25 protein-coding genes are annotated in these 24,434 nt (G+C 63.7%); 11 read left to right on the top strand and 14 right to left on the bottom strand.

Going from position 1 to position 24,434, the window contains the following annotated elements; translation table 11 throughout:
* Window positions 1-78 precede the first annotated feature (78 nt).
* The 6 genes from ACZYTC_RS04550 to ACZYTC_RS04525 all read right to left on the bottom strand — a co-directional run bounded on the left by ACZYTC_RS04550 (window position 79) and on the right by ACZYTC_RS04525 (window position 7,825).
* A complete protein-coding gene (locus tag ACZYTC_RS04550; RefSeq protein WP_488989012.1) occupies window positions 79-1,047 on the bottom strand; it encodes an ABC transporter permease in 969 nt (322 codons plus the stop codon).
* Window positions 1,048-1,059: 12 nt separating this feature from the next.
* A complete protein-coding gene (locus ACZYTC_RS04545; protein WP_488989011.1) occupies window positions 1,060-2,055 on the bottom strand; it encodes an ABC transporter permease in 996 nt (331 codons plus the stop codon).
* The gene (locus tag ACZYTC_RS04540) at window positions 2,055-3,563 is read right to left on the bottom strand and encodes a sugar ABC transporter ATP-binding protein (RefSeq protein WP_488989010.1); all 1,509 of its coding nucleotides are present in this window, start codon (window positions 3,561-3,563) and stop codon (window positions 2,055-2,057) included. Before ACZYTC_RS04540 ends, ACZYTC_RS04545 begins: the two co-directional genes overlap by 1 nt.
* Window positions 3,564-3,950: 387 nt before the next feature.
* Window positions 3,951-4,733 (bottom strand): DeoR/GlpR family DNA-binding transcription regulator, encoded by a 783-nt coding sequence (locus ACZYTC_RS04535; RefSeq protein WP_454814708.1) that lies wholly within the window; start codon window positions 4,731-4,733, stop codon window positions 3,951-3,953.
* 54 nt (window positions 4,734-4,787) lie between these two features.
* Complete coding sequence (locus ACZYTC_RS04530; RefSeq protein ID WP_488989009.1) at window positions 4,788-5,375, bottom strand: class GN sortase; 588 nt, start codon at window positions 5,373-5,375, stop codon at window positions 4,788-4,790.
* 173 nt (window positions 5,376-5,548) lie between these two features.
* Complete coding sequence (locus ACZYTC_RS04525; protein WP_488989008.1) at window positions 5,549-7,825, bottom strand: marine proteobacterial sortase target protein; 2,277 nt, start codon at window positions 7,823-7,825, stop codon at window positions 5,549-5,551.
* A 227-nt stretch (window positions 7,826-8,052) separates the two neighbouring features.
* Here ACZYTC_RS04525 and ACZYTC_RS04520 point away from each other — a divergent pair, with 227 nt between their 5' ends.
* A complete protein-coding gene (locus ACZYTC_RS04520) occupies window positions 8,053-8,823 on the top strand; it encodes a helix-turn-helix domain-containing protein (RefSeq protein ID WP_488989007.1) in 771 nt (256 codons plus the stop codon).
* Window positions 8,824-8,909: 86 nt separating this feature from the next.
* On the opposite strand, the gene ACZYTC_RS04515 is transcribed toward ACZYTC_RS04520, so the two are convergent.
* Both ACZYTC_RS04515 and ACZYTC_RS04510 read right to left on the bottom strand, forming a co-directional pair.
* A complete protein-coding gene (locus ACZYTC_RS04515) occupies window positions 8,910-9,311 on the bottom strand; it encodes a rhodanese-like domain-containing protein (RefSeq protein ID WP_488989006.1) in 402 nt (133 codons plus the stop codon).
* 80 nt (window positions 9,312-9,391) lie between these two features.
* Entirely contained in the window at window positions 9,392-9,745 is a 354-nt protein-coding gene (locus tag ACZYTC_RS04510; RefSeq protein WP_441771949.1) for an ArsR/SmtB family transcription factor, read from the bottom strand.
* 78 nt (window positions 9,746-9,823) lie between these two features.
* On the opposite strand from ACZYTC_RS04510, the gene ACZYTC_RS04505 reads away from it, so the two are divergent.
* Window positions 9,824-10,570, top strand: a complete 747-nt coding sequence (locus ACZYTC_RS04505; RefSeq protein WP_488989979.1) for an SDR family oxidoreductase — start codon at window positions 9,824-9,826, stop codon at window positions 10,568-10,570.
* Window positions 10,571-10,760: 190 nt separating this feature from the next.
* Window positions 10,761-11,345, top strand: a complete 585-nt coding sequence (locus tag ACZYTC_RS04500) for a L,D-transpeptidase (protein ID WP_434957201.1) — start codon at window positions 10,761-10,763, stop codon at window positions 11,343-11,345.
* A gap of 65 nt (window positions 11,346-11,410) precedes the next feature.
* Here ACZYTC_RS04500 and ACZYTC_RS04495 read toward each other — a convergent pair whose 3' ends face one another.
* The gene (locus ACZYTC_RS04495) at window positions 11,411-12,199 is read right to left on the bottom strand and encodes a 3-hydroxybutyrate dehydrogenase (RefSeq protein ID WP_488989005.1); all 789 of its coding nucleotides are present in this window, start codon (window positions 12,197-12,199) and stop codon (window positions 11,411-11,413) included.
* A gap of 182 nt (window positions 12,200-12,381) precedes the next feature.
* Here ACZYTC_RS04495 and ACZYTC_RS04490 point away from each other — a divergent pair, with 182 nt between their 5' ends.
* Both ACZYTC_RS04490 and ACZYTC_RS04485 read left to right on the top strand, forming a co-directional pair.
* Window positions 12,382-13,128: an acetoacetate decarboxylase gene (locus tag ACZYTC_RS04490; RefSeq protein ID WP_488989004.1), complete on the top strand. Its 747-nt coding sequence runs from the start codon at window positions 12,382-12,384 to the stop codon at window positions 13,126-13,128.
* Window positions 13,129-13,157: 29 nt separating this feature from the next.
* Window positions 13,158-14,321, top strand: coding sequence for a patatin-like phospholipase family protein (locus ACZYTC_RS04485; RefSeq protein WP_454814721.1), 1,164 nt, complete (start codon window positions 13,158-13,160; stop codon window positions 14,319-14,321).
* Window positions 14,322-14,415: 94 nt separating this feature from the next.
* Here ACZYTC_RS04485 and ACZYTC_RS04480 read toward each other — a convergent pair whose 3' ends face one another.
* Entirely contained in the window at window positions 14,416-14,832 is a 417-nt protein-coding gene (locus ACZYTC_RS04480) for a gamma-butyrobetaine hydroxylase family protein (protein WP_488989003.1), read from the bottom strand.
* Window positions 14,833-15,132: 300 nt separating this feature from the next.
* Between ACZYTC_RS04480 and moaA the strand changes: the two genes are divergently transcribed.
* The 6 genes from moaA to ACZYTC_RS04450 all read left to right on the top strand — a co-directional run bounded on the left by moaA (window position 15,133) and on the right by ACZYTC_RS04450 (window position 20,560).
* Window positions 15,133-16,140, top strand: a complete 1,008-nt coding sequence (gene moaA, locus ACZYTC_RS04475; protein ID WP_488989978.1) for a GTP 3',8-cyclase MoaA — start codon at window positions 15,133-15,135, stop codon at window positions 16,138-16,140.
* A gap of 182 nt (window positions 16,141-16,322) precedes the next feature.
* Window positions 16,323-17,453 (top strand): N-methyl-L-tryptophan oxidase, encoded by a 1,131-nt coding sequence (gene solA / locus ACZYTC_RS04470; RefSeq protein ID WP_488989002.1) that lies wholly within the window; start codon window positions 16,323-16,325, stop codon window positions 17,451-17,453.
* 113 nt (window positions 17,454-17,566) lie between these two features.
* Entirely contained in the window at window positions 17,567-18,451 is an 885-nt protein-coding gene (locus tag ACZYTC_RS04465; RefSeq protein ID WP_434957207.1) for a DMT family transporter, read from the top strand.
* Window positions 18,451-19,380, top strand: a complete 930-nt coding sequence (locus ACZYTC_RS04460; protein WP_434957208.1) for a DMT family transporter — start codon at window positions 18,451-18,453, stop codon at window positions 19,378-19,380. The genes ACZYTC_RS04465 and ACZYTC_RS04460 overlap by 1 nt, the downstream gene beginning before the upstream one ends.
* A gap of 14 nt (window positions 19,381-19,394) precedes the next feature.
* On the top strand, window positions 19,395-20,180 hold the full coding sequence (locus tag ACZYTC_RS04455) for an enoyl-CoA hydratase-related protein (protein ID WP_434957209.1): 786 nt from the start codon (window positions 19,395-19,397) through the stop codon (window positions 20,178-20,180).
* 167 nt (window positions 20,181-20,347) lie between these two features.
* A complete protein-coding gene (locus ACZYTC_RS04450; protein WP_149254465.1) occupies window positions 20,348-20,560 on the top strand; it encodes a hypothetical protein in 213 nt (70 codons plus the stop codon).
* 286 nt (window positions 20,561-20,846) lie between these two features.
* Here the strand turns inward: ACZYTC_RS04450 and cml are convergent, their stop codons facing one another.
* The 4 genes from cml to ACZYTC_RS04430 form a co-directional block, all read right to left on the bottom strand.
* Window positions 20,847-22,049: a CmlA/FloR family chloramphenicol efflux MFS transporter gene (cml, locus tag ACZYTC_RS04445; protein WP_488989001.1), complete on the bottom strand. Its 1,203-nt coding sequence runs from the start codon at window positions 22,047-22,049 to the stop codon at window positions 20,847-20,849.
* A 268-nt stretch (window positions 22,050-22,317) separates the two neighbouring features.
* Window positions 22,318-22,653, bottom strand: a complete 336-nt coding sequence (locus ACZYTC_RS04440; protein WP_434957211.1) for a hypothetical protein — start codon at window positions 22,651-22,653, stop codon at window positions 22,318-22,320.
* Window positions 22,654-22,681: 28 nt separating this feature from the next.
* The gene (locus ACZYTC_RS04435; RefSeq protein WP_488989000.1) at window positions 22,682-23,557 is read right to left on the bottom strand and encodes an NAD(P)-dependent oxidoreductase; all 876 of its coding nucleotides are present in this window, start codon (window positions 23,555-23,557) and stop codon (window positions 22,682-22,684) included.
* Window positions 23,558-23,599: 42 nt separating this feature from the next.
* A complete protein-coding gene (locus ACZYTC_RS04430; RefSeq protein ID WP_488988999.1) occupies window positions 23,600-24,385 on the bottom strand; it encodes a transporter substrate-binding domain-containing protein in 786 nt (261 codons plus the stop codon).
* Between the last annotated feature and the right edge of the window lie 49 nt (window positions 24,386-24,434).

Below are 24,434 nucleotides of genomic sequence, written 5' to 3'. Positions count from 1 at the left end.
CCAGATCGTTGAAATTGCACGTCTTACACTTGCATACCCTTTCAGGCAGGAGCGCTAGCCCCGCCCGAAAGGCCTTCGTCAGGCCTGCCGCTTGCGACCGGCCATGCGGCTCAGCAGGGGAACCAGATTGCTGAGCAATACGGTGAGGATCAGCGCCGTGCCGATCAGGATGATGGTGCTGTCGCCCTTGTAGCCCTGCAGCAGCAGGCCGTTCTTCAACGCCTGCATCAGGGCCAGGCCGAGCACCGTGCCGATGATGGTGCCGCGGCCACCGAAGATGCTGGTGCCACCCAGCACCACCGCCGTGATGGCATCGAGCTCCCAGCCCGACCCCATGTCCGAGCGCGTGGTCGTCACCCGGGAGACGAAGATCACGCCAGCCAGCGAAGCGCAGAGACCGGAGGCGCCGTAGATCAGGATCTTGGTACGGTCGACCGCGATACCCGAGAAGCGCGCGGCGATCTCGTTGGAGCCGATCGCATAGGTGGCGCGACCGAATACCGTCAGGCCGAGGACACAGGCCGCCACGACCGCCGCCAGCAGGAGCAGCCAGACCTGCACCGGCACGTCGAGCACCTGCCCCTGCCCCAGCACCAGGAACCAGTCGGGATAGCCCCGCACGGACCGGGCCTGGCTGATGCTCTCAGCCAGGCCGCGATAGAGGGCGAGCGTGGCCAGGGTGGCAATCAGGGGCGGCACCTTGAAGCTGGTGATGATCAGGCCGTTGACGACGCCGCACAGGGTGCCGAGCGCCAGTGCCAGCACGATGGCGACCGGCAGCGGCAGGCCGAGATTCTGCCAGAGCACGCCGAGCACGATGGCGACTACGCCGACGATCGAACCGACGGACAGGTCGATGCCGCCGGTGACGATGACGAAGGTCATCGCCAGCGCGATCAGCCCGATCTCTGTCATCAGCCGGGTCTGGTTGAGCAGGTTGTCTAAGGTGAGGAACCTATCGGACGATTGTGCCAGGAAGACGAGCACCACCGCCAGCAGCACAGCCAGGATGCTCTCGTGACGAAGCAGGAGGGAACGCCAGTTCATCTTGCCCTCCCCTCAGAGCATGCGGTGGCGGCGGACCATATCCGCCAGCACGGTGATGAGGATGAGCACGCCGACGATCGCCTGTTTCCAGAACACCAGCACGTTGGAATAGGGCATGAAGGTCAAGGCCGAGGTGATGGTGGCGAACAGCATGGCTGCCAGCGTGGAGCCGATCACCGTGCCGGTACCGCCGAGGATGGAGACGCCGCCGATCACGGCCGCGGTGATGACGGTGAGCTCGAGGCCGGGGGGTACCGTCGACTGGATCACCTGCAGCTGCGTGGCAAAGAGCAGCGCCGCCAGACCGGCAAAAAAGCCGTGAATGGCGAAGACGGCAACGGTCACGGGCCTGGCCGGAATGCCGGCCGCGCGTGCGGCCTCGGGATTACCGCCGACGGCATAGATGGAACGCCCGAAGGCCGAATAGCGCATCCAGAAGGCAACGGCCGCTGTCAGCACCACCATGATGACGATCGGCGAGCGCACGCCGAACCAGTTCGCCTGGGCGATCATGAAGTCGGGCGGCAGGTTGTTGATCCAGTTGCCGCTGGTCGCCAGGATCAGCCCGCCCTTGAGGATCGAGAGCATGCCGAGTGTGACCACGATGGAAGGGATGCTGGCATAGGCAACCAGCACGCCGACGAAAGCATTGATGGCAATGCCCACCAGCACCGGCACGAGCCAGGCGATCCAGATGGGATACCCCTTGGTGGCCAGCGTGCCGGCAATAGTGGCGAGCACGCCGATCAGCGAGCCGATGGAAACGTCGATGTGCCCGGAGATGATCACCATGGCCATGCCGATGGCGGCCACCGCGATATAGGCATTGCCGGCGAAGATGGCGTTGAGGTTGCTGGCACCAAGGAAGCGCGGATTGTAGAGGCCGATGGTGGTGATCAGCACCACGAGCGCGCCGAGCACCACCATCTCCTGGCCGAGCCCGCCGAAGAGGCGTGCCAGAGGACCGCGCGAGGGCACAAGGGCGGAAGAGGATGCAGTTTCGCCCATCAGGCCGCTCCCTGCAGGGGCTGGGCATTGGTCATGGCAGCGCCGACGGCATCCGGCGTCGCTTGGGCGCGATCGAATTCGGCAACGATGCGCCCGCCATTGATGACCAGGACCCGATCGCTCATGCCGAGCACCTCCGGCAGTTCGCTCGATATCATCAGGATGGCGACACCCTGCTGCACCAGCCCTCCCATCAGGGTGTAGATCTCGGCCTTGGCGCCGACATCGATACCGCGGGTCGGCTCATCCATGATCAGGATGCGCGGATTGGCCTCCAGCCACTTGGCCAGCACAACCTTCTGCTGGTTGCCGCCGGAGAGTTGGCCGACGATCTGCTCGGGGCCGCGGGTGCGGATGCCCAGGCGCTTGATCGCCTCCACCGAGCGGCGGATCTCGTCGCCGAAGCGGATAGAAAAGCCGTTCGACATCTTGTCGAGCACCGCCATCGAGACGTTCTCCCGGATAGTCATCGGCCGCACCAGGCCCTGGGAGCCGCGATCCTCCGGCACATAGGCGATGCCGAGGTCCCGGGCCTTGCGCGGGCCGTCGATCACCACCTTGCGACCATTGACCAGGATCTCGCCGGTGCTGGCCGGGGTGATACCGAAGACGGTCAACGCCAGTTCCGTGCGCCCCGAGCCGATCAGGCCGGCGAGGCCCAAGATCTCGCCGGCCCGCAGGCTCAGCGAAATGTTCTGCACCTTGCGGCCGAAACTCACGTCGCGCAGCTCGAGTGCGACCTCGCCGAGCGTTGCCTCCACTTTTGGGAAAAGCTGCTCGATCGAGCGGCCGACCATCATCGAGACGAGCGAGGCTTCGGTCACATCGCCAATGTCGCGCGTGCCGATATAGCTGCCGTCACGCAGCACCGTGACCCGGTCCGCCAGCTCGAAGATCTCGGGCATGCGATGGGAGACGTAGATGATGGCGACGCCGCGCTCGCGCAGCTTCTTGACCACGCTCATCAGGCGGCGCACATCGGCCTCGACCAGGGCGGCCGTCGGCTCGTCCATGATCAGCAGGCGGGCCTCCTGCGACAGTGCCTTGGCAATCTCGACCCGTTGGCGATTGGCCACGGAAAGGGTGCCGACCTTGGCATCCACGTCCAGATCATGGCTATCCAGGGAATCCAGGAGCTGGCGAGCCCTAAGGCGCATCGCACTCCAATCGAGCCCTCCCCAATTGCGGCGCGGTGCATTGCCCAGGAAGATGTTCTCGGCCACCGTCAGTTCCGGGAACAGCAGGAGCTCCTGATAGACGGTGGCGATCCCGTGGCGGCGCGCATGCCGTGGCGAGGTGAAGCGGACGGTCTCGCCGCCGACCGTCAGCGTACCCGTATCCGGCTGATGCACGCCGGCGATCACCTTGATCAGGGTCGACTTGCCGGCACCGTTCTCGCCGAGCAAAGCGTGGACTTCACCGGGACGCACGTCGAAATTGACGTCGCGCAGCACCTTCACGCCGGAAAAGGATTTGGAGATGTCGCGAAGGCTGACGACGGCCGTCATAGCGCCCTCCGAGTGACTGCCGCCATGAAACGCCCCAGGCGCGACCGAAAGGCTTGCCCGGTGGCGATCGCCATCCGGCCGACCCGCGTCTCCCCCATGTCCGCGCCTCTCCTCACGCTTTTTTGTAAGACATATCGCCAACTAGATCAAAAATCGTCTTTCAGCAAGCGGGATAAAGCATGATGTGCAATAATTAACTCATGTGAGATCAAGAATCATCATTGCCGCAAAGGCCCAATTTACGAGAGAAATTGACTTTATCTCTTAGATTTCAATGTTTAGAGATAAAGCGGTAGCTGGATGGAGGTGCGTAGCGCCGCCAACGCATGCAAAGATCTGAGCACCAATTCGATTGACCTCAATCATAAGGATCAGGATGGAGCCAAGTCAGACCGCATCGGGCGCAAGAGAAACGATCCGGATCGTGATGCCGGCATTCTCCAGCATCTTGGCATCCCGGTCGGACAAGCCGTCATCGGTGATGAGCACGCCCACCCGGGAAAGCGGCAGGGCGACGCTGCGTGCACGGATGGCGAATTTCCGGCTATCAGCCAGCACGACGACCTGATCGGCATTGGCGCTCAGGTCGATGATGGTGCGCACCAGCAAGGGATGGGATTCCAACAGCCCGTCGCGACCGATGCCTTGGGCGCCGAGGAAGAATTTCGATGCATAGAACGGCGGCGCCGGAGCGGTCGGGTGAATGATGCCCGGCTCCCGATGCAATTCGCCGCCGGCGATCGTCAGGCCGCAACTGCCATGGTCGCTGAGAAAGGCGACAAGGGGCATCGAATTCGTGTAGAGGCGGACATTGCGATGGGCGAGCTTCGCGCCGAGATAGAAGCAGGTGGAGCCGCCATGGATGATGACGGAATCGCCATCGCGCACCAGAGTTGCCGCATCCTCCGCGATCGCCTGCTTGGCTTCCACGGCAAGGTCGCGATTCTCGTCATAAGGCTTGGCCGCATGACGGCCTGGCGCGGCTGAACCGTCGAGCGCGGCGATACCGCCATAGACCTTCTGTGCCTTGCCGGACTGGTCGAGCTTGTCGATATCCCGCCGGATGGTGGCGGCCGAGACGCCCAGTTGCCCCTGCAGGTCACGCACCGTGAGGAAGGGGCGCTTGCCCAGAACCTCGATGATCCGGTTCTGGCGGTTCAGTTCACTCAAGGTTCGCTCCCCTCGGACGTTTTGTGAGCAAACTAGATCATGGCGAGCGCCGCTTCAATCGATCTTCCTCATGCCTTCCTGCACCATCTCGGCGTAAACGAGATAACGCAAGGGGCCGCTGGTGACGGCATTGAACGGCCAGCAGGTCGCCAGCACGAGATGACGGCCTGGCGCGGCGGGGTCGATCCCCGAACCATCCCAGCGGCGGATGTCGTGACCGGTGACGCGATAGCGAACCGCGATGCCGTCGCGGTTGGTGACCTTGATCTCGTCGCCAATCCGCACCCCGCCGAGGAAGGCGAAATGCGTATCGCGATGGGCGGCGTAGACGGCGGTACCCTCCTCCCCGGCGGCCGGCGTACCGGCGACATGAGCCGGCCCGAACGCCAGGGCCTGCCCGCTCGCCCCTTCAAGAGCCACCGCGCTCTTGGCAAGGCGAGGCACCTCGATGCGGGCGGCCGGATAGGTATCCAGCCAGGACCAGGGCTTGACGATGGCGCCGCTGGCGACGGACTGGTCGAAGGCCCGGTCGAGCAGGATCTGGGCCAGGAAGGCCTTGGTGTGGATCCACCCCCCCTGCCCTGCCAGGACTAGGCCGGCGCAGAGCAGCAAACCGGTTATTATGAGGCGGAGAACCCGCACCCTCCCCTGGAGGGGTCGGCCATTCCTCTTGGAATGGCCTATCGCACCGCTTGGCTCGTCGCTCAAAGTGGAGCAATCACCCCACCCAGGCCTGTCAGACCTACCCTCCCCCTCCAGGGGAGGGTAGGAAGGCCCCGCCGCTGCGGGCGGGAGCCTTTCGAGTTTGAGCGCGATCATGCTGGAGCCCCGCGCCGGCGGGTCAGGAAGCCGAAGCCAAGGCCGCCGGCGAGTAGCAGGCCGCCGATGATCAGGCGCAGTTCGGCGTCAGTGGCGGTTTGCGGCAGGCTGATCGTACGCGAGGCATCGATCGTCTGCACCTTTCTGCCATCAAGATCGAGCAAGGCCTGGCGCTGCTCGCGGTCGGCAGCCGTCTCGCCCTTGATGCCGAAGACCTTGTCAAAATCCCAGCCGGCCGGCAGGTTCAGCGGCACGTCGGAACGGGACAGGCGCACGCCGCGTGGGCGGACCGGGGTCTTGTCCACGGCCACCAGGCTGGTGAGGCGGGTGACGAGGTGATGATCGAGGGCAAGAGCCAGGATGCGCTTGTCGGCATCCTCGCGGCTGATCTGGCGCAGTGTCTGCGCCACTTCGGTATCGTCGATCTTGCGTCGCGCCCACAGCTTGGAGATGCCGGCTCCCTCAGCGGCGCCGGCAACCGGCAGCGTGACTGACCAGCCCTTGCCGTCGATGAGGCCACGAACCTCGACATTGCCCTTGAGATGCCCGATCTTCGCGGCCAGCACCAGCGTCTCGCCGTGGTAGAGATCGGGCAGGATGCGCGGCGTCACATCGGCGGAGCCGGCTGAAATGGCGACGTCGACATTGGTCATCGCCGGGCTTTCCAGCTTGTCGACCAGTTGCTTCATGCGCTCCTGCACCTGATCGACCGAGCCGATCTGCATGAAGGCGCCGCCGCCGAGTTCCGCCGCGCGGGTCATCAGGTAGGAATTCGGCGCCGAGCCGATGCCGACCATGAAGACACGGGAGCGGCCGCGATGCGAGGCGATGGTGTCGAACAGTTCCTGCTCATTGTCGATGCCGCCATCGGTGATGAACACCACCTGGCGCAGGAATCCCAGATTGGCGGTATTCTGGTCGTCGACATGGTCGTCCTTCAGGGCCTCCAGCATGGGCGCGACCATCATGGTGCCGCCATTGGCCTGGAGACGCGAGACATAGTCCTGGGCCCGCGCGATGTTCTCTGCCGTGGCCGGCAACGTGCCGCCGAACAGGTTGGTGAAGGTGTCGTCGAAGCGGATGACGTTGAAGCGATCGGCCTGTGACAGGCGGCTCAGCGCATAGCCCAGGCTGGCCCGGGCCTGCTCGATGGAGGTGCCGCCCATCGAGCCGGAATTGTCGATTACGAAGGTGACGTCGCGCGGACGCTGGTCGGCCTGCGCGGTCTTGAGGCTGGGCGGCGTGACATAAGCGATCAGATAATCGTCGCTGCCGACCCGTTCGCGGAACAAACCGACGCCGGGCGTCTGGCTGGGCTGGGCCTGCCAGGTCAACTCGAAATCGCGATCAGCCGGCACCGATCCCGAAGCCAGCTCGATATGGCGGGCCTGAGGTCCCTTGTCGGTGATGTTGATGGGATGAAAAGCGCTCTTCACCTCGCCCAGCGCAAAGCCGGCGTCGAGATCGATACGGATCTGTACGGGATTGACCGGCGCGTTCTCGCGCGGGTCGAGGACGGGTGCCTGCGGTACCGGGCTCGACGCTGGAGCCGGCGTAACGGCACCCCAGCCCGACTTGTCCTGGAAGGTCACGGTCTGGGCCGAGCCGGCGCCGACCGCGTTCGGCGAGAAGCGCGGCGCCACCACCAGCGGCACGCGGAGCGAGAAAGTGTTGTCGGCCTGGCGCACCGGCTCCTGATACTCGATCTGGATCACCACCGTGTCACCGGGGCCGATATTGGCGATCGAGTTCATGAACATGTTCGGCCGCTGCTGCTCGACCAGTGCCGCCTTCTTGCCCTCGGCTTTGGCACGCTCGTAGACGAGCTTGGCCTGCTGCTTTTCCTTGATGTCGGCCACCACGACGCGCTGGCCGATCACCATCTTCATGGTATCGACCGCGGCCCCATCGGGCAGCGGGAAGACGTAGACACCCTCGACCCAGGATTTGCTGGGGTTGTGGAACATCTGCGTCAGCGTGGCGCGGATGGTGGGGCCGCTGACATTGAGCTGCACGTCTGTGGCCGTCCTGACGGCCTCGACATAGCTGCCGGGATCCTCGGTGCGCATCAGCAGCGAACCCGCCTTGACGTCGTCGACGGTGATGCGGGGAGCGGCATAGGCGCCGACCACGAAGATGAGGAAGGTCGCGAGGATCAACACCGCCATGAGGAAACGTTCGGCGAGCGCGACCAGCGCTGCGCGACCGATACCGGAATGAGGATGCCGTCGTCTGCCGGTTTGGCGGCCGGCAACCGCTTGGTTCATGTTCATGTCGTCCTCGTTGAACGCTGTCGGGCCTCATGCAGCCTCGTTCTGTTCTGCTCCTGCGAGGACTGTGCGTACGAGCTTCATTAACCGCGTTTGTTAGGCATAAACCGTCACAAAGCGCCTTGCCGGCGGTGAACTCCTGCGGCAATGTCCGGTTTTGTACGTGATTGTGCGCGATGGCCTGTCGTTAGGCCTGGATACAGCGTGATCGCACCAGCAGGATCAGCCCCGTGACGTCGGACAGCGAGTTTTCCAGCGAGCAAGCCCACCAGATCACGCTCGCGGTCCGCGAGACCCTGGCGCGCCGGCGCATTTCACGGCAGACCCTGGCCGAGAAGGCCAAGATCAGCCTGTCGACCCTGGAGAAGGCGCTGTCCGGCCGGCGCCCCTTCACGCTGGCAACCGTCATTCGGTTGGAGGAGGCGCTCGGGACGAGCCTGCGCCCTACTGATCACACCGTACCGCCAGCCACCGTCCAGGGAGGCGGGACGGCACCGGAGCATCTGGGTTCCTACACCAAGGCGGCCGTATCCTGGCTCACCGGCAATTATCTCACCTTGCGTCCGTCCTTCGGCGAAGCTGGCGCGGTTTTCGCCTACCGCACCGAAATCACCTGGAACGACAGCACGTCCCGCCTGATCTTCCGCGAAGCCGAGCGCCTCGACACCGGCTTCAACCAGGCGGGCGAAGTCTCGGTGCCGAACCAATCAGGCCATGTCTATCTGGTGACCTCCATCAGCGGCCAATATCGAGTGGCCGTGGTCGGCCGGCCGATGAACACGGGCGAGATGTACGGCATTCTCACCTCGTTGCGCGCCGGCCGAGGCACGCAGCTCACGCCCGTCTCGGCTGCCATCGCACTGGTCCCGATTCTGCCCGGTCGCGAGGGCGATCTCTCCTTCGGCCGGATCGGCCCCTCCCATCGCCATTATCAAGCCTATCGAGACCACCTCGACCGCGTGACGGCAGACGAGTTCGCGCTGTTCAAGGCGGGGCCGTAACGGGCGGCTGGTCTTCAGATCAGCCTGATATCTCCACGCCCGCCGAATGGAAGAGGCGGGTCCGAAGACCTGCCTCCCGATGAGTTTCACCCCTCCCCATCCGCGAAGGCCAATCCCTCGTCGGCCCAGCCGGTGAGGCCTCCGATCATGATCTTCACCGGGCGGCCGAGCCGGGCGAGCTTGAGGGCGGCCTGGTCGGCGCCATTGCAATGCGGCCCGGCGCAATAGGCCACGAACAGCGTGTCGACAGGCCATTGCGCCATGCGCTCCGCATCGATCTCGCGATGCGGCAAATGAAGGGCCCCCGGAACGTGCCGGCGACGAAAGGTTTCCGGCGACCCGACGACATGCAGGAGAACGAAGTCCCGTTCCTCCGAGGCAAGCGCCTGGGCCACGTCGGAACAATCGGTTTCGACCGAAAGGCGCCGCTCGAAATGCGCAATGGCATGATGGGGTGGTGCTGCGGGGATGGCGCTGACCAGGCTCATTGATCGTCTCCTGCTGTGGGGCTGCCATCCTCATAGGTCACGCGCACCGTGATGGCAGCTGGCGCGATTGCCAGACAGCGTCAAGATCTGGCCAGAATGGCTTCAGGCCGCCGCGACACGTCTTCGATATCCGCCGCAACCAGGCTCAACAGTCCGGGAAAACGCGCCTCGACATCCTGTCGGCGCAGGCTGGCGGTGCGACTGTTCCCGCGATCGACCTGCCGGATGAGGCCGGCTTCGCGCAACACCCGGAAATGATGCGTCAGCGTCGCCTTGCTGACATCGAAACCGAAAGAGGCGCAACTGCGCGCCGTACCCTCCGGCGCCAGCGCCAATTCGGCAACGACGCGCCGCCGCAACGGGTCGGCCAGAGCAGCCATGAGGCGGCCGAGCTGCATCTCCTCCGGTTCCGGATGGCCCTCGCGATCCGCCATGGAAAACACTCCAAAGGTAAGCCTTGCGTCGTACCTAAATCATCTGCTAGGTAAGGCGAACATCTTACCAAGGAGGCGATCATGATCAAGACCCTGTCGGGCAAGGCAGCCATCGTGACCGGAGGAAGCCGCGGTATTGGCGCTGCCATCGCAGTGCGCTTGGCGGAACTGGGCGCCGATGTCGCGATTACCTATGCCAGCCGGACCGACAGTGCCGAGGCCGTCGCGGATCGAATCCGGGCGAATGGCCAGCGCGCCTTGACACTCCAGGCCGACAGCGCCGACGCCGTGGCCGTACGGGGCGCCGTGGACCAGGCCGCTGCCGCGTTCGGCCGTCTCGACATCCTCGTCAACAATGCAGGCATCTTCACCAGCGGTACCGTAGAGCAGGTCACCCTTGAAGATTTCGACCACATCATTGCCGCCAATGTGCGCGGCGCCTTCGTTGCCTCCCAGGCCGCCGCCGCGCACATGGGCGAAGGCGGGCGCATCATTTCCATCGGATCCAATCTGGTCGGACGCGTCGGACGCGCCGGCATCGGTCTCTACGTGATGAGCAAGGCCGCCCTCACGGGCCTCAGCCAATCCATGGCCCGCGACCTCGGCGCGCGCGGCATCACCGTCAACATCGTCCACCCCGGCCCGACGGATACCGACATGAACCCGGCCTCCACCGATCGTGCCGCCCAGGCACGGACGGCAATGGCGATCCCCAAATATGGCGAACCTGCGCAGATCGCCGGTCTCGTCGCCTGGCTCGCCAGTCCGGAAGCGCAATATGCCACCGGCGGCGCCTATACCATAGACGGCGGCACCAATACCTGACCGGCGCGTGTCGATACGCACAGCGGCGCCCCGCCATGTGTTGTTGAGAGGACACAGCCTTCGATTTTCATGTGACGGTTGCCTGTAAACACTCAGGCAACGATTGAAGAATCCAAAGATCGAAGCGCAGTTTATTGCGTCGACTACAATGAGATCGAAGAATTTCGATCGGACCATTCGGGGCTTCAACATGCGTCGTCTTTTGACCGGCCTGGTCTTGGTGTCGAGCTTGGGCATCGCCTCAAGCTCGGCGAATGCGGCCAGTATCTTCGAGAAATTGTTCGGCGGCCCACGCCAGCCCGCCAATGCCGGCGCCGTTGCCGCCGTCTCGCCGATTCCACGCGAGGTGGTGGCTTACAACGGTCGGGAGAAGCCCGGGACCATCGTGATCAATTCGCCGGAACGACGGCTTTATCTCGTGCTCGATGATGGCACGGCCCTGCGTTATGGCGTTGGCGTCGGCCGCAAGGGCTTCGAATGGGGCGGTGCGCACCGCATCTCGCGCAAGGCGGAATGGCCGGGCTGGACCCCGCCCCCACAGATGCGCAAACGCCGGCCGGACTTGCCCGCCTACATGGCTGGCGGCATCCAGAACCCGCTTGGCGCCCGTGCGATGTATCTCGGTTCTTCGCTCTATCGCATCCATGGCTCGAACGAGCCGCAGACCATTGGCCAGGCCGTGTCGTCGGGCTGCATCCGCATGACCAATGACGACGTCACCGACCTCTACGATCGTGTAAAGGTCGGCACCCGCGTCGTTGTGGTCCGCGGCTGAATTTCGTGTCATCCCGGACGCGCTGCAGTATGAAATGCTGCGGCATAGATCCGGGATGACCCGTACTATTGCGCCGTCCAGCCTCCGTCGACCGGCAAGGTGGTGCCGGTAATCTGCCGGGCGGCATCACTGCACAGGAAAACCGCGACAGCCGCGATCTCTTCGACCGTGACGAACTCCTTGGTTGGCTGAGCGGCCAGCAGGACATCGTGCTTGACCTGCTCCTCGGTCAGGCCCCGCGCCTTCATCGTGTCGGGGATCTGCTTTTCCACCAGCGGCGTCCAGACATAGCCGGGGGCGATGGCATTGGCGGTGATGCCGTGCTCGGCAACCTCGAGCGCCACCGTCTTGATCAGGCCGGTCACGCCATGCTTGGCGGCAACATAAGCCGATTTGAAAGGTGAGGCGACGAGCGCGTGGGCCGACGAGGTGTTGATGATGCGCCCCCATTTGCGCTCTTTCATGCCGGGGAGCACCGCCTTGATCGCATAAAAGGAGGCGATCAGGTTGATGCGGGTGATCGCCTCCCACTTGTCATCCGGAAACTCGTCGATCGGCGCGACATGCTGAATGCCGGCATTGTTGACCAGGACGTCCAGGCTGCCGAAGGCTTCCTCCGCCTCATGGATCATGGCGGTGATCTCCGCCCCAACCATCATGTTAGCGCCGCTGTAGCGGCACTTCACGCCGAAATCCTTCTCGATGCCGGCCCGCTCATGCTCGATGGCGTCTGCATCGCCGAAACCGTTGATGGTGATATTGGCCCCTTCGGCTGCGAGAGCGCGGGCGACGGCGAGGCCGATGCCGCTGGTCGAGCCGGTGACCAGGGCATTGCGGGAAGACAATTGGGCCATATTCATCTCATGAGACAGGAAGGCGGGAAGGCGCGGCATCGACGTGCCACCGGCCCGGAAGCTGGCACGGCCAGATGTCGCCCTTATTACAGTTCGGCCCTGTGCGCGGCGGACACGGACCTGTCATGCTGCCGTGCAACATAGCGGCGATCCCTTCCCTGCTTTCTCATGAAGGACATCCCGTGGACCAAGCCGACGTCGTCAAGCGCGCCTATGCCATGCCGCTGACCAATCCCTCCTTCCCGCCCGGCCCCTACCGCTTCTTCGATCGCGAATACATCATCATCACCTATCGCACGACGCGCGAGGCGCTGGAGGCCGTGGTTCCCGCGCCGCTGGAGATCGACGAGCCGCTGGTCAAATACGAGTTCATCCGCATGCCTGATTCAACCGGCTTCGGTGACTACACCGAGACCGGGCAGGTCATTCCCGTGCGTTACAAGGGCCAGCACGGTGCCTATGTGCATTCGATGTATCTGGACGACGATGCCCCTATTGCCGGCGGGCGCGAATTGTGGGGCTTTCCCAAGAAGCTGGCGACGCCCAGGATCGTGCATGAGGGCGAGGTCATCGTGGGGACGCTGCATTATGGCAGCGTGCTGTGCGCGACCGGGACCATGGGCTACAAGCATCGCCTTGCCGACCGGCAGGCCGTGCTGGACTCGCTCGCCGCGCCGAACTTCCTCATCAAGATCATCCCCCATGTCGACGGGTCGCCGCGGATCTGCGAACTCGTGCTCTACCACCTCACGGATGTGACGCTCAAGGAGGCCTGGACGGCCCCGGCAGCGCTGGAACTCCATGCCCATGTGATGGCCGACGTCAGCCGCCTGCCGGTGCTCGAAGTCGTCTCGGCCGTGCATTTCGTCGCCGACCTCACGCTCGGTCTCGGCGAGGTGGTGCACGACTATCTCGCCACCGCCCGCTGATCCTGCCTGTCTGACCGGAGTTTTCCATCGTGCTCGAACGCAACAGAGACAAGGCCGCGCGCGCCACCATCGAGGAAATCTCGGCGCAATATGATCGCATCGCTCTGGTGTTCCAGGGCGGCGGCGCGCTTGGTGCCTATCAGGCCGGTGTCTATGAGGCGCTGGCCAATGCCGGCTGCGAACCCAACTGGCTCTCCGGCGTCTCCATTGGCGCCATCAACGCCTCGATCATCGCCGGCAACGAGCCGCGTCACCGGCTGCAGCGGCTCGAGCAGTTCTGGCAGACGATCTCCGGCCGCAAGATCTGGGCCTACACGCCGGAAGGCGATCTGTTCCGCGACATCCGCAACCGCACCAGTTCCTGGATCACCATGTCGCAGGGCCAGCCCGGCTTCTTCAAGCCGCGCCTGCCCAATCCCTGGCTCGAACTCCCGGGTGCGGATGGCGCCACCAGCTTCTACGACACCTCGGAGTTGAAGCGGACGCTGGAAGAGGTCATCGACTTCGATATCCTCAACGACGGCCGCAAGCGCCTCAGTGTCGGCGCGGTCAACGTGCGGACCGGCAATTTCATCTATTTCGACACCGACCAGGTTCGTATCGGTCCCGAGCACATCATGGCCAGCGGTGCGCTGCCCCCTGCCTTTCCCGCCATCCGCATCGAAGGCGAATATTACTGGGATGGCGGCATCGTCTCCAACACGCCGCTGCAATATCTGCTCGACCAGGAAGAAGAGCGCAGTTCGTTGGTGTTCCAGGTCGATCTCTTCAGCGCCCGCGGCACCTTGCCGCGCAGCATGCCGGACGTGCTCTCGCGCCACAAGGACATCATGTATTCGAGCCGGACGCGGCAGAATACCGACAATTTCAAGCGTATCCATGGCATCAAGACTCATCTGATCGATGCGCTGAAGCGCCTGCCCAAGGACCTGCTGACGCCAGAGGAACAGGCGCTTATCGACAGCCACGCCAGGCTCGGCGTCGTCAACATCGTGCACCTGATCTATCAGCACAAGAATTACGAGGGTCACGCCAAGGACTATGAATTCTCGGGCACCTCGATGCGCGAGCATTGGGATATGGGGCTGGAAGACACCCAGCGCACGCTACGCCATCGCCAATGGCTGCTGCCGCCCGTGGACGCCGAGGGCGGCATGGCCATTCACGACCTCCATCGCGAGGACCCCGTCTGACGAGGCACTATCCCCCTCACCGGCCAACGCCGTGTCGCCGGGCAGTGGTTGGTCTCCAGCAGGCCGAGCGGACTTTCGCTCGGCAGGCCCTCGCTCAGCGCTGCCCCGGCCTTTCGCGCGACAGGCCCTTCTCCTGGAGATCGGCGAGATAGGAGGCCCAGCGGCTCTCCTTCCCCCGGCCCAATTCCGCAAGATAGGTCCAGGTAAACAGGCCGGTGTTGTGCATGTCGTCGAAGGAGATGCGTACGGCGTAATTGCCGACCGGGTCGAGGCTCAGGATCGCCACATTGATCTTGCCCCCAACCGTCTTGCGTTCGGCGGCACTGTGGCCCTGCACCTCGGCGCTCGGCGACATCACGCGCAGCATCTCGGCGCTGAACGCATGGGACCGACCGTCGTCGAAACTCACGGTCAGGGTCTTCTTGTCCTTGGACAGGCGCAATTCGGTTGGCCAGGCCTTCGCGACGTCTTCGCTCACGGCATCTTCCCTTTTTCGTTCTGATCGCCACATAGGGAGAAGGCGGATGCTGCGCAAGCAGCAAACCCATGTTGTCAGAGCACTCGGTTCGATCTCTGCGACATAATGGCAGTTTCCGTAGACAATCATTGGTGTTTGGGCCGCTGTCGGCTTAGAAACATACCAAAGGGGACATGCCCCTAAAGCGTTTTTCGATCCGGCGCTTCGGCAACATTCGCAAAGGCGCTCTGGCCAATCCGTCGGATTGGCTTGGAAACAGGGAGTTGGAGCAGAGCGGCATTTCCGCAAAAACGCTTTGCTTCCGGGAGTATGGACGTGCTGGATGATCATGAAATGGCGGATGTGCCGCCGATGATCGACCCTTTCGGGCGCGCGATCAATTATCTGCGTGTTTCCGTGACGGACCGCTGCGACTTTCGCTGCGTCTATTGCATGTCGGAGGACATGACCTTCCTGCCCAAGAAGGATCTGCTCACCCTCGAGGAACTCGACAGGCTGTGCAGTGCCTTCATTGCCAAGGGCGTCAGGAAGCTGCGCTTCACCGGCGGCGAGCCCCTGGTGCGGCGCGATATCATGACGCTGTTCCGCTCGATCTCGCGCCATCTCGACAGCGGCCGGCTCGACGAACTGACCGTGACCACCAATGGCTCGCAGCTTGCCCGCTACGCCGCCGAACTCAGGGATTGCGGCGTCAAGCGCATCAATGTCTCCCTCGACACGCTCGATCCGGCCGCATTCAAGGCAATCACCCGCTGGGGCGATTTCGGCAAGGTGATGGACGGCATCGACAAGGCCCAGGAAGCGGGCCTCGCGGTGAAGATCAATGCCGTTGCGATCAAGGGCATGACCGAGGACGAAGCGGTCGGCCTGATTGAATGGGCGCATGGCCGCGGCATGGACCTCACCTTCATCGAAGTGATGCCGATGGGCGACGTCACGGGGCACCGAGTCGACCAATATCTGCCGCTTTCGGTGCTGCGCGCCCAACTTCTCGACAGCTACACGCTGGATGACATTCCCTATAATACGGGTGGCCCGGCCCGGTATGTCCGCGTCCGCGAGACCGGCGGCCGCCTGGGATTCATCACGCCGATGACGCATAATTTCTGCGAGAGCTGCAATCGCGTACGCGTTACCTGTACCGGCACTCTCTATATGTGCCTGGGCCAGGAAGACGCCGCCGATCTGCGGGCTCCGCTGCGCGCCTCCGAGGCGAACGATCTTCTCAACGCCGCCATCGATCGCGCCATCACCCGTAAGCCCAAGGGACACGATTTTGTCATCGACCGGCGCACCAAGCAGCCCGCTGTTAGCAGGCATATGAGCGTGACGGGCGGGTGAAGCCCTTCCTGCGCCCGCCAGCATCCTGCTGGCTCCTGGAAAACGTTACCCCCGCAAGAAGGGAGAGCCGGCAGGATGCTGGCGGTCCCAGGCGAATAACGCTCCCAGAGCGTTTTCGTCCAAACGCGCTTTGCTCCAGGGGTTGAAGACTCGGCCGGTTTGCCTTCCACTTGGCCCCCATAATGTCCAAGACCTTTGATGTGATCGTCGTCGGTGTCGGCGGCATGGGATCGGCCGCCTGCTATCAGCTCGCCAAGCGGGGCGTGCGTGTGCTCGGCCTCGAGAAATTCGAAATCGGCCATGCGATGGGTTCCTCGCACGGGTTGACGCGCATTCTGCGCCTCGCCTATTTCGAGGGCGCGGCCTATGTGCCGCTGGTGCAGCGCGCGCGGGAACTGTGGATCGAGACAGGCAAGCTCACCGGCGAGCCGCTCTTCTTCGAGGTCGGCGCGCTCGACATCGCCCATGAGGGCAGCGGCATCGTCGAGAAGGCGCTCGAAGCCAGCCAGGCCCACGGCCTGGAGCACGAATTGCTCGACCGCGATGCCATCGAGGCACGCTATCCCTTCACCCTCGATCGCAATCATATCGGCCTCTACCAACCTCAGTCGGGCTTCGTGGCTTCCGAGCGGGCCATCCTCGCCCATACGGCACTCGCCTTGCATCACGGCGCCGAGATTCACGGCTGCGAGGCCTTGATCGACTGGGAGCCGACCGCAGGCGGCGGTGTGCGTGTGAGAACCGACCAGGGCAGCTACGAAGCAGGCAAGCTCATCCTTTCGCCCGGCGCCTGGATCGGGGATCTCGTACCCGCGCTCAAGCCTTCCACCGAGGTAGTGCTGCAGACGCTCGGCTGGTTCGCCCCTGCCCGGCCCTCCCTATTCGATCTCGCCCATTTCCCGGTTTTCACGCTCGAAGCCGACGAAGGCCATTTCTATGGCTTTCCGCTCTGGCAGCATCCGGGCTTCAAGCTCGGCTCGCCGCATTATGGCGGAGAGGCCTATGATCCCGATACCCCCACCCGGGAGCCCTCGCCCCGGCATCGCGAGCAGCTACGCGCCTGCCTCGCCAAGCACATTCCAGGCGCCAATGGCGACCTGCTCGGCCTCAAGGCCTGCATGTACACGATGACGCCTGACGAGCATTTCGTCATCGATACCCTGCCCGGCCATGAGCAGGTCATCGTCGCATCGCCCTGCTCGGGCCATGGCTACAAATTCGCCAGCGCCATCGGCGAAGCCCTCGCCGAACTCGCCACCACGGGCCGTAGCCGCCTTGACCTCGGCATGTTCAACCTCGGGCGCTTTTCTTGAGATTGTCTCGGTTTGTCTTTGCCAAATCGTCGGACAAAGTATAGGTAAGTATTATTCTCTTACCCTCCTGATTGCCCGCTGCCTGCCGGCGGCGATCTTTTGATTGCGCCTCCATGCCACCCGCACAATCGCACTGGTCCGGAATCGTCGCGATGGTTCTCGCGACAGGGTTGTTCGTCGTCAGCGACAGTCTGATGAAGCTCACGGCGCAGGGCCTGCAACCGTTCCAAGTCCTGTTCATGCGCGGTTTCTTCGGGCTGTTGTCCTGCAGCCTCCTGCTGATCGCGACCGGACAGGTGCGCCAGCTCGGTGGCGCGTTGCATTGGCGCGCCGTGCTGCGCGCCCTGCTCGAGGCGACGGCCACCTTCTTCTACATGGCCGCGCTGTCCGCCATGCCGATCGCCGATGCGATCGCCATCGGCCAGACCGCACCGCTGCTGGTCATCGTCGCCATTGCAGTCATCTTCCGCGAGCGGATTAATGCGATCCGCCTCGTCCTGGTCTGCACCGGCTTCCTTGGCGCCCTCCTGGTGGCACAGCCCGGTGGCTCGGGCCTGTCGGCCGCAGCGCTCTATGCTTTTCTGACTGCGATGATGGTGGCGACGCGGGACCTGCTCACCCGTGGCACACCGTCCACCATTCCCACTTTCGTCGTCCTCACCACCACGACCGTCGTGCTGACGCTCGCCACCGGCTGCGCCACCTTGATCCATGAGAGCTGGATGCCGCCCTCGCTTGACCAGTGGCTGACCATGGCCGCGTCGGGCTTCATCGTCACGCTCGGCCAGATGGCAATCTTCCTCAGCTACCGCCGTGCGCCGGCCGGGATCGTGGCGCCCTACTATTACAGCTTCACCGTTTGGGCGGTGATCGGCGGCTTCCTGGTCTGGGGCGAAGTACCGAACGGGCTCGCCGTCACCGGCATGGTGATGATCGTGGCGAGCGGGCTTGCTTTGCTCTTCGTCAAATCGAGACGAACACAGGAAGCCATCGCCTGATGACCACGGTTGCGTTCACCGAGGCCGATCTCGGCCGTCAGCGGGCCAATCAGCGAGGCATCGTGCTGATGATCGGCGCCATGGCCTGCTTCGTGGTGAACGATTCCGTCGCCAAACTCGCCACGGCCCGCATGCCGGTCAGCGAGGTGATTGCCATCCGCGGTGTCTTCGCGACGCTTTTCGTACTCGCCCTCATCCTGGCGAACGGCCTTCAGCGCCATTTCCGCCTGATCTGGCAATGGCGGGTCGCGGCTCGCGGCGGCATGGAGAGCATAGTTGCCTTCGCCTCCATTCTCGGCCTCAGCCATGTGCCGCTCGGCATCGCCACCGCCATCGGGCAGATCGCGCCGATCCTGCTGCTCGCCTTTTCGGCCCTGTTGCTCAAGGAGAAGGTCGATGCCAGGCGATGGGCCGCCGTGTTCGTCTGTTTCGCCGGCGTGATCCTGGTTGCCCGTCCGAGCACGGAGGGCCTCAACCTCTATGTGCTGGCAACCCTGGCTTGTGCCGTACTGGCCGCGCTGCGCGACCTGGTCACCCATCGTATCGGCTCCAGCGTGCCGACCCTGCTGGTGACGCTTGGCACCACCACCATCGTCTCCCTGGCCGGCTTCGCAGGCTCGGCAGTGTCCGCCTGGCAGCCGCTCGCCCTTGCCGACCTTTCGCTGCTGATGCTGGGCGGCCTGAGCCTGGTCGGCGGTCATGCCCTGGTGATCGCAGCCTATCGCGGTACGGACGTCTCGGCCGTCAGCCCGTTCCGCTATTCGGCCATCGCGCTCTCCGTACTGGCCGGACTTGTGGTGTTCGGCGATTTGCCCGATGCGTGGACGGGCGCCGGCATGATATTGATCATCCTCAGCGGCCTTTATGCCGCCGGACGCGAGATGCGGCGCCGGCGTGCGATCGAGGCTGCTTTGGATAAGGGTGCCTGAGCAGGGAGTATGGCATGAGCGAGTTGGTGGTGGAGAATGTGGGTTCGGTACGCACCCTGACGCTGAACCGGCCCACAAAGCTCAACGCCTTTACGGCAAGCCTTCACGCCGAACTCCGCGCGGCCCTCTCGGCGGCAATCGCCGATGACGGCGTCAAGGTGGTCGTACTCACCGGCGAGGGGCGCGCCTTCTCTTCGGGCCAGGACCTCACCGAGGACCTGCCGCGCGACGACAAGGGCGGCATCGATCTCGGCCCTGCCCTGGAGCGGGACTACAATCCCCTGATCAAGCAGATCGTCACGTCGCCCAAGCCGACCATCGCGGCGCTCAACGGGCCGGCCGTCGGCGCCTCCATGAATATCGCGCTCGCCTGTGACATCGTATTGGCGGCGCGCTCCGCCACCTTGCAGGAAGCGTTTGCCAAGATCGCCCTGATCCCCGATGCCGGCGGCACCTGGCTGCTGCCGCGCCTGATTGGCCCCAAGCGGGCTCTCGCCCTCATGCTGACGGCCGAACCGGTGCCGGCGGAGGAGGCCCTGCGCATGGGCCTGGTCTACAAGCTCTTCGAGGATGCGAGTTTCCGCGATGACGTCGCCGGTTTCGCCGCCAAGCTTGCCCAAGGCCCGGCCCTCGCTTTTCGCATGATCCGCGAGGCGATCCTGGCCAGCGCCGGTAATGATCTCGATACTCAACTGGCCTTGGAAGCAGCCCTGCAGCGCAAAGCCGGCGCTTCGTACGATTTTGCCGAAGGCGTTGCGGCCTTCCTGGCTAAGCGGGCTCCACAGTTTCAGGGGCGCTGACAACGCGTTTTGCGATTTGGCGGAAGCGCAAAGGCGCGTCGGGACAAGGAACCCGAGCAAAAAACGTTCAGTCATGAACGCGCTTTGCTCTAGAGTTGCGCTTTCTTAACGTGAAATCGTCGGCATTCCGGCCGAGAATGCAACCAAGTTGAAGTTGAGGATCTGATTTGTTTCGTTCACGCTGGATCTGGCTGGTACTGGCCGCGATACTCGGCATCGCCGCCATCTATGTCGGTAGCAATCCCGAAATGGCGAGTCGCTATGCCCAGGCGCAGCGCGACGCGGCCCTGAGCGCGGATACCAAGCAGACGGTGATGCTGCTGATCGCCCTGGCGGTCGGCGGCTATCTCGCCTGGTTCTTCCTCATCCGCAAGGAGTGAGCGCTCGGCGTTCCGAGCCAGGGACGCCAGAAAACAGGCGCCAGAAAAACGAAACCCCGCCATTGCTGACGGGGTTGCCTTGCGACAAAGACCAGGATCAAACCCGAAGGCGAAGCACCAGCCTATTCATTTTGATCGACCCATCCCCCAGTACATCCGTGGTAGGACTGCCTTTCAATCAGGCACCCGACGCGTCCGCCGAATCACCCTTGAGTGACTATATAGAGAGCCTTTGTGACGGGAACAAGATGGGCTGGAGCAAAATGCTTCAGCCCGCAGATGAATTTCAGACGTCGGCCTCCAAGAGCCTCTCGCGCTTTGCTCCGGCAAGCAGGAGAACCAGGCCCGCCATGCCGGCGGCATAGGCGACCAGCGGCCAGGCGGTATCCCCCGGCAGGATCAATACAGCCAAGGTACCGCCGATGCTGACCAGCAGGCTCTGCACACAGAAATAGAGCGCGACCGCAGCACCGGCGATGTCATCGAAGCCTTCGAGCGCGCCATTGGCGGCAACACCGCCGGCGAGGACGATACCAACGGCGATCACCCACATCGGCGCGAGGAAGCTCCACCAGGACGGCGCCTCCATGATCTCGCCCGCAGCGAGCAAGCCGGCGCCAGCCAGGATCGTCACCATCGCCCGCTTGAGACAACCCAGACGCCCCCAGCGCTCGACACGGCCAGGCACGAAGCGCGTTGCGGCCATCATCGCCAAGGCTGCCGTAGCGAAGGCAAGGCTGAAAGCCAGGGGCGAATAGCCGGCCCTGTCGATCAGCACGCGGGGCGCGGTGGAGAAGAAGACGAAGAAGCTTCCCATCGCCGTGCCGAAGCCTGTCGTATAGGTCCAGAATGCATAGCTGCCGAGAACCGAGGTGGCGGGGCGCCGGGCGCCATCCACCACTGCTCGCCGGGTCTCGGGCCAGCGCCATACCGCATGGACGAAGGCTGCCGCCATCAGCAGTCCGAGCGTGACGAAGATCGCCCGCCAGCCGAAATGATCGGCAATGAGCGCCCCGGCAATCGGTCCCAGGGCCGGCACGAAGGCAAGCATGGCGCTGAACAGGCTGTAGATGACCGCACCTTCAGGGCGTTCGGCGTAGACGTCCCGCACCGTGGCGAAGGTTGCCACCAGGGCGGCGGAGGCGCCGGCCGCTTGCAGGAAGCGCAGGGCCACGAAGGCGGTGGCGTTCGAACTGGCCGCAAGTCCCAAAGAAGCGAAGAGGAACACAGCGGCGCCTCCGATCAGAACCGGCCGGCGGCCGATGCGGTCGGACAGCGGTCCGAAGACGATCTGCCCCACGCCCAGCATCACCATATAGAGGCTGAGGGTCAGTTGGATCACCGATGCGCTGGTTGCCAGCGTCACCGGCATGATGGGCACGATGGGCAGATAGATATCCATGGCCAGGGAGGCGAGGATATCGAAGGGTGCCATCAGCAGCAGGGTCGACGGCAGGGTATAGCCCCAGACGGGGTTTTTGGCAGGCATGACAAAACATCCGCTCAAATGAAAACATTCGGCGGCGGTCTGCCTTTCAGCGCGAAACCGGACGGGATCGGACAGAACGCCGCAACAACATCGACATGTCGTTGCGGCCTAGCGGTCCGACGATTTGAGGCCCTTCATGTCCGGCTCCTGGCTGTCATTGCAATGGATGAGCGGCACGGCTTTATCAAAATGCTGCCGGGCGAACAATCCTCGGCGGGCATTTCCTCGACCGGCTACAGTGAGAGCCACCTTGTCAGGCCCCTGCCCCTCAGGATTGCAGGCCATCCAGATCGGAGACCAGGCGCAGATAACCGCCGCGATAGTCGCCGAAATCCGTTAGCTGAGCATCCGCTAACTGGCCTGCATTCGTGCATCGCCCCATCCAGCTGCGCACACCGGCAACGTCCTCGGACGTGGTTTCCACCGTGGCACCGAGATGGCGTTCGAGGAAGGCCGTGAGGGCTGCCACGGCCTCGTCGAGACCGGATGACGTCGCCAGCATCAGGCTTTCATAGAGCTTGCCTTCCTCCTCGTCGGTCTCGGCATTGTAGTCCGGCTCGCCGTCGAAACCTGACGGCGAGCCCATATCCTCGAGGGTCTTCATGAATGCGGCTTTCCCATCATCGCCTGATTCAGCTGCGCTGCTTTTCGAGCCGGGCGACGAGGCTGCAGGTATCCCAGCGCCGGCCGCCCATGGCCTGGACCTCCGCATAGAACTGGTCGACCAGTGCCGTCACCGGCAATTGGGCGCCATTCGCCCGTGCGGTATCCAGGCAGATGCCCAGATCCTTGCGCATCCAGTCGACCGCGAAGCCGAAATCGAACTTGCCTTCCTGCATCGGCTTCCAGCGGTTTTCCATCTGCCAGGATTGCGCGGCCCCCTTCGAGATCACACCGATCACCTTTTCGAGGTCGAGCCCGGCCTTGTTGGCGAAATGGACGCCCTCGGAGAGGCCCTGTACCAGCCCGGCGATGCAGATCTGATTGACCATCTTGGTCAATTGACCGGCGCCCGAGGGCCCCATGAGCTGGCAAGCCTTGGCATAGTGGGCGATCACCGGCTCAGCCCGGGCATAGACATCGGCATCGCCGCCGCACATCACGCCAAGCGCACCGTTTTCCGCGCCGGCCTGCCCGCCCGAAACCGGGGCATCGATGAAGCCGAGGCCGAGCTTGCCGGCCGCTTCGTACAATTCGCGCGCGACCTCGGCCGAGGCGGTGGTGTGGTCGACGAAAACCGCCCCCTTCTTCATGCCGGAAAAGGCGCCTTGCGGACCCGTCGTCACCGAGCGCAGGTCATCGTCATTGCCCACGCAGGCAAAGACGATGTCGGCGTCCGCAGCCGCTTCGGCCGGCGTCGGCGCGGAAGCGTTGCCGTATTTTTCCACCCAGGCCTGTGCCTTGGCGGGCGTGCGATTATAGACGGTGACCTGATGACCGCCGCGTACGGCCAGATGGCCCGCCATTGGAAAGCCCATCACGCCAAGGCCGAGAAACGCCACTTTCATCGCAGAACTCCTTTATCCCAGCGCTTCCAACAGCTGCCAGGTTCAATAGATCGAGAAGGGGAAATATTTGTCGTTGATTGTCTTGTAGGTACCATCGGCGACGATATCGGCAATCGCCTTGTTGAATTTTTCGACGAGATCCCCATCGCTCTTGCGCAAGGCAATGCCCTCGCCCTCGCCGAAGAAGCTGGGATAATCAGCCACGTCGACGTCGGCCTTGAGCTCGCAGCAAATGCTTTCGGGCTTGGCCAGCCAGCCGGCCAACGCCAGCTTGTCGGCAAGCACCGCATCGAGCCGCCCGGTCACCAGATCGGCATTGGCCTCGGCCTGGCTGCCATAAAGCTTGATCTGGGCGCCTCCCGCCTGGATCTCCGCCTGCAGGAAGGCGGCCTGCGCCGTGTTGGCCATCACACCGACCACCTTGTCCTTCAATCGCGCAGCGTCCCAGGCGGCGATCTTGCTATCCTTGCGGGCCACGAAACTGGTGGGCCGGTCATAATAGCGATTGGTGAAAGCCACCTGTCGCCGGCGCTCCGGCGTGATCGCCATGGACGAGACGATGGCGTCGACCTTGCCCGCGTTCAAGGACGGAATCAGGGCGTCCCAATCGAGGACTTCGAAACTGCAGGTCGCTCCCATCTTCTGGCAGAGCGCCTTGGCGATATCGATATCGAAACCGATGGGCTGATCCTTGGCATCGAGCTGGTTGAAGGGTGGATATTCGCCTTCGGTGGCGATGCGGATCGATTTCCACTCCCTGGCCGAGACAGTGCTGCCGGCAAAGGCGACGAGGGCGACAGCCAAGATGAAAGTGCCGATCCGCGTCATGCCGTCTCCTCGATGATTCCCCGAAATGTCTGGCGATTTGGCGGAATCA

Source organism: Labrys sp. F242, assembly GCF_057813875.1.
The sequence above is the reverse complement of the archived record's forward strand: the minus strand, read 5'-3'. Positions and strand labels throughout refer to the sequence as shown.